Source organism: Pseudorhodoplanes sp. (genome assembly GCF_050250235.1).
GTDB lineage: Bacteria > Pseudomonadota > Alphaproteobacteria > Rhizobiales > Xanthobacteraceae > Pseudorhodoplanes.
The window spans coordinates 79,408-86,290 of the sequence record NZ_JBFWPA010000016.1 but is presented as its reverse complement, the minus strand read 5'-3'; the positions used below and the strand labels follow the sequence as shown (position 1 = coordinate 86,290).

The window sequence follows — 6,883 nt, the reverse complement described above, 5'->3', positions numbered from 1 at the left end:
ACCTCCGGGACGTGCTGGAACGCATGTCCAACGGCCATCCCATGGCCCAGCTCGATGATCTGCTGCCTTGGAACTGGGCCCGGCTAGCCACCGCAGCCTGAGCGACGTGCTAGGAATGGACGGTTACGAACGCGCTTCATCGGCGCCGGCGTCCGAAAAAATGCGCTCAAGACACGCCTCATTTCGTTTCACCTTGGCTAGTCGGCTCGATTCGCGAGACGGCTAAGGAATTCTAACTGCTCTGCGGACAACACTCGGCCTACAAGAAATTCAGCGAAGGCGGCCTTGCGGCGGAAGCATCCATATCCGTGCCAACCGCAATACCGGGGGCTGCGTTATCGACCGCCGCCGCGGTGGTGTCCTCAAAATCCGAATGGACCAGAGGTCGTTTCTTGTGCTCGATCAACGCCGCTTGGCCGGCTTTCGCGTCCGGCTTCTGGGCCGCTTTGCGCGATCATTCGGACCGATCAGCAATCTCGCCATCATTTCGACGGTCTTGTCATCGGCAAGACCGCGCGCGCTGATATGTCTGTGGATCGAATAACCGTCCAGAGCCATAACCATCACGCGCGCGAGGCGTGCCTTGTCTATCGATCGGCGTCGCTCTGCGGGTAACGCCGCATGTATCATGTCTCCGATTCTGGTCTCCATCCATTCCAGCAGCGATCGCTTGTAGCGCTCTCCTTTTTCAACGGTCGACAGTGCTTGCATTATGTTGTTGAGGAATCCGTTTTCCTCAGCCGGAATTTCCTTCCAGAGCGCTCGCAGAATCTGCCGCACGCGATCAAGTGGCTGGCGGACTGATGCAATGTCCGACTCGATCTGTAGCAGTCGTCGGCGCATCCAGGGCTCGTAAACCGCGTAAAGAATGTCGAGCTTGGAGTCGAAATAGACGTAGAGGTTGGCGCTCGAGATGCCGACCTTGCGCGCAATATGCGTCAGAGTCGTTCGCTGATAGGTTTGCTGAGAGAAAAGCTGCCACGCTGCTTCCAGGATCGCTTGGCGAACCTCGTCCTTTTTGACTTGGACCATGACGATACATGAACCTTCCGACATTCAATCTCTTGATTGCCAACCGGTTTGCCACATACCCGATTGAACCTCTGCCGCAAAGAGCGATGGTTAGCCACCGGATCCATGCCGCGGACTTGCGCGGGGGTACACCGATCGTCGCGTGTGGCAAAGCGACCATCGTCCGATCCGCGCCTCGAGGTCGCCTTGACTCGCGGACCCCGGCCGTTACAGTTCCTCAAAACCTACTTTTGATCGGTATTGGGACAAGCATGACCGTCTTGCAAGCGTCCGTTCAGCCCGCCGAGGTCAATCCCGCAAAGCTGGCAATGCTGTTCCAGCGCGAGTTTGAAATGTCCGCCGTGAAGGGCGGGGAGACAATTGCGCTCGTTTCCGACCTTGGCACGCGCCGGGAATACATCCAGGCGGCATTCGCCGCCGCCGATAGTCTAGGCGCGGACGCCTACGAAATGTGCGTCAACTCGATACCCGGCTGGACCAAGGTCGGTGTGCCCACGATCGGAAAGTGCAAGGGGACGCTGGACGCGCTCTCGCAGGCCGACTTGATCGTTATCTTTCATGTTCCGCTTTTCGCGCGCTGGCTCAAGACCGTCATGGACAAGCAGGTCCGCGTTCTCATGATCATCGACGCTCCGGACGACCTCGAGCAGTTGATGTCGCCACCCGGCCTGAAGGAGGCAATGAAATACGCGGAAAGTCTGTACAAGAAAGCCAAGCGCGTGCACGTGACGTCCGAGGCCGGCACCGACCTGACATGGACATGCGGTGAGTATCCGGTCATGACGCAGTGGGGTTATGCCGACGAGCCGGGTCATTTCGACCATTGGGGCGCCGGCCACATCCACACCTTCCCGAACGAGGGAAGCGCTGAGGGCACGGTGGTCATTCAGCCCGGCGATATCATTATCCTTCCGTATTGCCGCTACGTCACCGACCCGATCCGGCTCGAACTGCGCGAGGGCCACATCACAAAGATCGAGGGCGGCCTCGATGCCAAGCTCATGCGCGATTGGCTTAACGACGGGAAATCGTCCGAGGACGATCGCGATCCATTCGCGGCATCACATTTGGGCTGGGGAATGAACCCGCAGGCGCGATGGTATTGGATGGCACTGCACGGTTCGCAGCCCGAGCGCGCTCGTGCCGCAGCACGTGTGTTCCCCGGAAACTTTCTGTTCTCGACAGGGCCCAACAGTCAGGGCGGAGGCAACCGCACGACGCGCGGACATTACGATGTGCCGATGCGGGACTGCACGGTCTCGTTGGATGGCAGGACCCTGATCGATCGCGGGCGGATCGTCGATCCGAAAATGATCGTAGACCGGGCCGCGCTATAGACAACGTGAATTCGATGACGACAAAACGCAACAGAGCGGGGATGTTATGAAGAAGCTGTCCGTCGCACTGATCTTGGCAATGGCAAGCCTGGCGCCTGCGATAGCGCATGCCCAGGACAAGGTGACGATCCGCGTCGGCACTCATATATCGATTGCCGCGCATCTCATCATGCAAAAGAAGCCCGAGATTTTGAAGAACCTGGGAAAGACATACGACATCCAGTGGGTCCGCTTCTCCGGCGGCGGAGATGCGGCGCCCGCACTCGCGGCTGGAAAGATCGATGGATGTCTCGGAACGCCCTTCCCCCTCACCAACGTGCTTTTCAGGTCGCGTGTGCCAGTGACGATCGTCCACCAGCTCCTGTCCTTTGGCGTCGACGGATACTACGACGATACGACAGTCGTGAAGGCCGACAGCGGCATCAACAGCGTTGCGGATCTGAAAGGCAAGGTTGCCGGCGTCAATGCAATCGGAAGCACATCGGAGCAGAACCTGCGCATCATGGCCCGCAAGGCAGGATTGAAGGACGACGACATCACCGTTGTTGAAGGCCGACCGCCGTTCCTGCCCCAAATGCTGCACGACAACAAAGTGCAGGCGGTTACGCTTTTCCAGCCCTTCTACAAGAAAGCGACCTCAGGCGGCAACATCAAGACCCTGTTCCGTTCGAGCGATGCCTATGGATCGCCGACTGATTACGTATTCATGATGTTCGCCGACTCGTTCCTGAAGGCTCATCCGCAGGCCGTAAGAGATTACGTTGCGGACTATCTTCTTGCCGTGAACTGGGCCCTGGACAATCGCGCGGAAGCCGTCTCGATCTACGCAACCCAATACAAGCTGCCGCTTGAGGTCGTCGACGGGTACCTGCTGACAAAAGAGGACTACCTGGTTCGTCGCGATGGAAAGGTTTCCGCGAAACTCATTCAACCGGCGCTCGATGCGCTCTATGCAAACAAGTTCATCGATCAGAATTTCGACGTCAACAAGTACATCGATGCGTCCTACCTGCCGAAGTAGGGCATGACGGCTGCACCCTATCTCAGGCTTCAAGACGTTGGCATGCGGTTCGACCAGGATGTAATTGCGCTCGAATCGATCGACCTGTCGATTGCGGAGCACCAGTTCATCACCATTGTCGGGCCGAGCGGCTGTGGCAAGAGCACGTTGCTCTATCTGGTCGGTGGTTTTCTTAGGCCGACGTCGGGCGCCTTGACGCTCCGCGGCGCGGCAATAACCGGTCCCGGCGCAGATCGCGGCATCGTATTCCAGCGCTATTCGCTGTTTCCGTGGTTAACCGTGCGCCGCAATATCAGTTATGGGCTCGAGGAATCGGGTGTCCCTCGCGCGGATCGCGAGAGGATCGTCGCGGAGCACATCCGGCTGGTCCACCTCGAAGGTTTTGAGGACCGCTATCCCCGCGAACTTTCCGGCGGCATGCAGCAACGCGTCGCCTTGGCGCAAATGCTGGTTTGCCAGCCTGACATTCTCTTGATGGATGAGCCGTTCGGCGCACTGGACGCGCAAACCCGGCGCATTCTGCAGGATGAGGTGCGCCGCCTCTGGCTGCGCGATACCAAGACCGTCCTTTTCGTGACGCACGATGTCGAGGAGGCGGTCGCTCTCGGCACTCAGATCGTCGTGATGTCAAAACGGCCGGGCCGGATCAAGGAGGTGATCCTCCGTGATTTCGACGTAGCTGACGGCGACGAGTTTGAAGCGAATCCGCGCTTTACCGAGCTGAAGATGCGCATCTGGCACAGCATCAAGGAAGAAGTCGAAGCGATGCGCCGATGACGAGGATCGTGCCGCTGCTGCTGATCGCCGGACTGTGGCAGGCGGCCTCTGCAACCGGGCTGCTCCCGCCGGGCGTCCTTCCGTCGTTCTCGGCCGTCATGCGTTCGCTCTTTGCGCAAGTCGGGTCAGGCGAAATCTTCCCGGACACGGCAGCATCGTTTTACCGGGCGGGCTTTGGACTCTCACTCGCCGTGGCGCTGGGCACGGTACTTGGTCTGGCGATGGCGCGCGTGCCCGCCATCCAGCGCGGGGTCGAGCCGATCCTGCTCTCAATCTATCCGGTGCCCAAACCAGCCCTCATTCCACTGTTCATGGTTTGGCTCGGCATCGGCGACGTTTCGAAGATCACCGTCATCGCCTTGTCCTGCATGGTGCCGATTGTGATTTCATCGTTCAATGGCGCCCGCGCCGTGGACAATGTCCTGATCTGGTCCGCCCGTGCCCGCGGTACGCCGGAAAGCCGATTGCTGTGGCGCGTCGTGTTGCCTGCGGCGCTGCCGCAAATCGCCACCGGCGTGCGCACTGCAATCGCCATTTCCCTGATCGTCATGGTGAGTTCCGAATTCATCTCCTCCGAACATGGGCTTGGCTACTTGATCTTTTCCTACGGTGGCGTCGGAGCGGACGACGCCATGCTCGCTGTCGTGCTCTATCTGACCACCATCGGATTTCTGATCGATCGGCTCTATACCGCTGGCCTGCGCCGGTTCATGGCTTGGCATGACTTCGCGCGCTGAAACCCTCACCGCATTCCTGCAGCGGACGCTGCCGCTTTGCACCCTGCTGCTTGCCTGGGAGATTTCCGCGCGCAGCGGCCTGGTGAACGCCTACGTCTTTCCCCCGGTTTCAGTTATCGTGGTCCGTTGGCTGAGCCTGATCTTGGACGGCAGCGTTTTTTCTCCACTCTGGACCACGTTCTGGCGGGCTTCCGTCGGCCTCGGATTGGCCATTCTGGTCGGAACACCGCTGGGGATTCTGATCGGACGCACACGCTGGGCGAAGTGGCTGTTCGAACCGATCGTCGCGTTCTTCTTCCCGCTCCCGAAAATCGCGCTGATCCCGCTCTACGTGCATCTTTTCGGGCTGTTCAGCCTGTCGAAGATCATGCTGATATTTACCGACTGCCTGTTTCCGATCATCGTCTTTACTTATCATGGTGCGCAAAGCATCAGTCCGATCTATTTGTGGTCGGCGCAAGCGCGCGGCACCGGTCAGGTGCGCATGTTCTGGCGTGTCGTCTTTCCGATGTCCCTTGCGTCGCTTTATGACGGTATTCAGGTCGCCGTTGTCGTGGCCGTCCTGGTTGCCGTCGTGTCCGAGATGGTGTCCGGAGGCGGCGGTCTCGGCCACTCCATGATGGTCTCGTTCCGCTACGGCGACGTCGCAACCGCCTTCGCCTACCTCGTCACTATTTCGCTGCTCGGCTTTACGCTTTATAAGCTCGTGCAGATGATCCGCGACCGCGTACTATTCTGGCACGTGAGCGAAGCACTCCCATGAACGATCAAGACGCAATCCGTCAGAGCGAATAGGGGATTCTGGCGATCATGTTCGAGTATTTTCCCGAGCAGTATTCCTGGAATCTTGGTCTCCTGATGGCGGCGCAGCTCGGCGGCGAGATGAGCGAAATCGATGAGGCATGCCGTCCGTTGCGGGAGCTGGCCGCGGCACGCGACGTCAAAGACGATGCCGGAGCCCAATCGGCCTGGGTCGAACGGTGGAGCGCCCTTGCTGCCAAGGTCGAGTCGTTCGCCGTCCGCGACGAAAGAGAAAAGCACGCGCTCACTGCAGGAAAGAAATATTTGCGCGCATGCGTTTACTGGCTGACAGCCGAACGCATGGCGGGGCACGGCTCGCCGCAGAAGCTCTCGATGTATCATTCCATGTTGCGCTGCTTCGAACGCGGCGTTCGTTTGCGCAATGAGCCTATCGAATTCGTGACCATTCTGTATGAAGGGACAAGCCTACCGGCCTTGCTATATCGAGCGCCCAAGCCCGGCCGCAACCCCCTGATGATTCACTTCGACGGGTTCGATGTAACCAAAGAGTGGATGTATCTCTGCGGCATTGCGCACGAATTCGCCGCACGCGGCATCTCGACCCTTATGCTCGACCACCCCGGCGTGGGAGCCGCTTTGCGGCTTCAGGGGATGCCCGTTAACTACGATTCCGAACGCTGGGCCAAAGCTGCGATCGACTGGCTCGAAGGGCGCCACGATGTCGATCCAGCCAGAATCGGCGTCGTGGCCATGAGCCTGGGCGGCTATTACGCGCCACGCGCAGCCGCGTTCGAGAAGCGCCTCGCGGCATGCATCGCTTGGGGTGCCCGATGGGACAATGCCGGATCCCACGGCCGTATCCTGCGTGACCCAAACGCGGCCCGTTCGATTTCGGGATGGGTTAATCACGCTCTCGCCTATTACGGGGCGCGTACAACGGACGAAGCCTACGAAAAGATTTGCAGGATGACGCTCGATGGCGTCGTCGAGCGGATCACCTGCCCTCTTCTTGTCGTGCATGGCGCGAATGACCGGCAGGTTCCAATCGAGCAGGCTGAGCGCACGGTTCAGGAGGCGGTAAACAGTCCACGCCGTGAACTCCGTGTCTTCGATAGGGACGAAGGCAGCGCTGAGCATGTGGGCGGCGACATGTTCTCGCCGACAATCGACTATATCGCCGATTGGGCGGCGGACGTGTTGCGTTCGAAGGCGTGAGT

Annotated in this window: 7 protein-coding genes; 6 read left to right on the top strand and 1 reads right to left on the bottom strand. The window is 59.5% G+C overall.

The window, feature by feature from the left end; genetic code table 11:
• Positions 1-402 precede the first annotated feature (402 nt).
• Positions 403-1,032 carry a TetR/AcrR family transcriptional regulator gene (locus AB7F49_RS10180; RefSeq protein ID WP_428521892.1) on the bottom strand — a complete coding sequence of 210 codons (630 nt, stop codon included), beginning with the start codon at positions 1,030-1,032 and terminating at the stop codon, positions 403-405.
• Between the two features lie 251 nt (positions 1,033-1,283).
• Here AB7F49_RS10180 and AB7F49_RS10175 point away from each other — a divergent pair, with 251 nt between their 5' ends.
• The 6 genes from AB7F49_RS10175 (at position 1,284) to AB7F49_RS10150 (ending at position 6,881) form a co-directional block, all read left to right on the top strand.
• Positions 1,284-2,369: a hypothetical protein gene (locus AB7F49_RS10175; RefSeq protein WP_428521890.1), complete on the top strand. Its 1,086-nt coding sequence runs from the start codon at positions 1,284-1,286 to the stop codon at positions 2,367-2,369.
• A gap of 46 nt (positions 2,370-2,415) precedes the next feature.
• On the top strand, positions 2,416-3,390 hold the full coding sequence (locus tag AB7F49_RS10170) for an ABC transporter substrate-binding protein (protein WP_428521888.1): 975 nt from the start codon (positions 2,416-2,418) through the stop codon (positions 3,388-3,390).
• Between the two features lie 3 nt (positions 3,391-3,393).
• Positions 3,394-4,167, top strand: a complete 774-nt coding sequence (locus AB7F49_RS10165; protein WP_428521886.1) for an ABC transporter ATP-binding protein — start codon at positions 3,394-3,396, stop codon at positions 4,165-4,167.
• Positions 4,164-4,904, top strand: a complete 741-nt coding sequence (locus tag AB7F49_RS10160; RefSeq protein ID WP_428521884.1) for an ABC transporter permease — start codon at positions 4,164-4,166, stop codon at positions 4,902-4,904. The genes AB7F49_RS10165 and AB7F49_RS10160 overlap by 4 nt, the downstream gene beginning before the upstream one ends.
• Positions 4,888-5,667, top strand: a complete 780-nt coding sequence (locus AB7F49_RS10155; RefSeq protein WP_428521882.1) for an ABC transporter permease — start codon at positions 4,888-4,890, stop codon at positions 5,665-5,667. Before AB7F49_RS10160 ends, AB7F49_RS10155 begins: the two co-directional genes overlap by 17 nt.
• Positions 5,668-5,762: 95 nt before the next feature.
• Positions 5,763-6,881: an alpha/beta hydrolase family protein gene (locus tag AB7F49_RS10150; protein ID WP_428521880.1), complete on the top strand. Its 1,119-nt coding sequence runs from the start codon at positions 5,763-5,765 to the stop codon at positions 6,879-6,881.
• Positions 6,882-6,883 lie beyond the last annotated feature (2 nt).

Excerpts from the sequence above, each read along its gene's own strand:
- AB7F49_RS10180 (WP_428521892.1), bottom strand. The coding sequence starts at position 1,032 with ATGGTCCAAGTCAAAAAGGACGAGGTTCGCCAAGCGATCCTGGAAGCA.
- AB7F49_RS10175 (WP_428521890.1), top strand. The coding sequence starts at position 1,284 with ATGACCGTCTTGCAAGCGTCCGTTCAGCCCGCCGAGGTCAATCCCGCA.
- AB7F49_RS10170 (WP_428521888.1), top strand. The coding sequence starts at position 2,416 with ATGAAGAAGCTGTCCGTCGCACTGATCTTGGCAATGGCAAGCCTGGCG.
- AB7F49_RS10165 (WP_428521886.1), top strand. The coding sequence starts at position 3,394 with ATGACGGCTGCACCCTATCTCAGGCTTCAAGACGTTGGCATGCGGTTC.
- AB7F49_RS10160 (WP_428521884.1), top strand. The coding sequence starts at position 4,164 with ATGACGAGGATCGTGCCGCTGCTGCTGATCGCCGGACTGTGGCAGGCG.
- AB7F49_RS10155 (WP_428521882.1), top strand. The coding sequence starts at position 4,888 with ATGACTTCGCGCGCTGAAACCCTCACCGCATTCCTGCAGCGGACGCTG.
- AB7F49_RS10150 (WP_428521880.1), top strand. The coding sequence starts at position 5,763 with ATGGCGGCGCAGCTCGGCGGCGAGATGAGCGAAATCGATGAGGCATGC.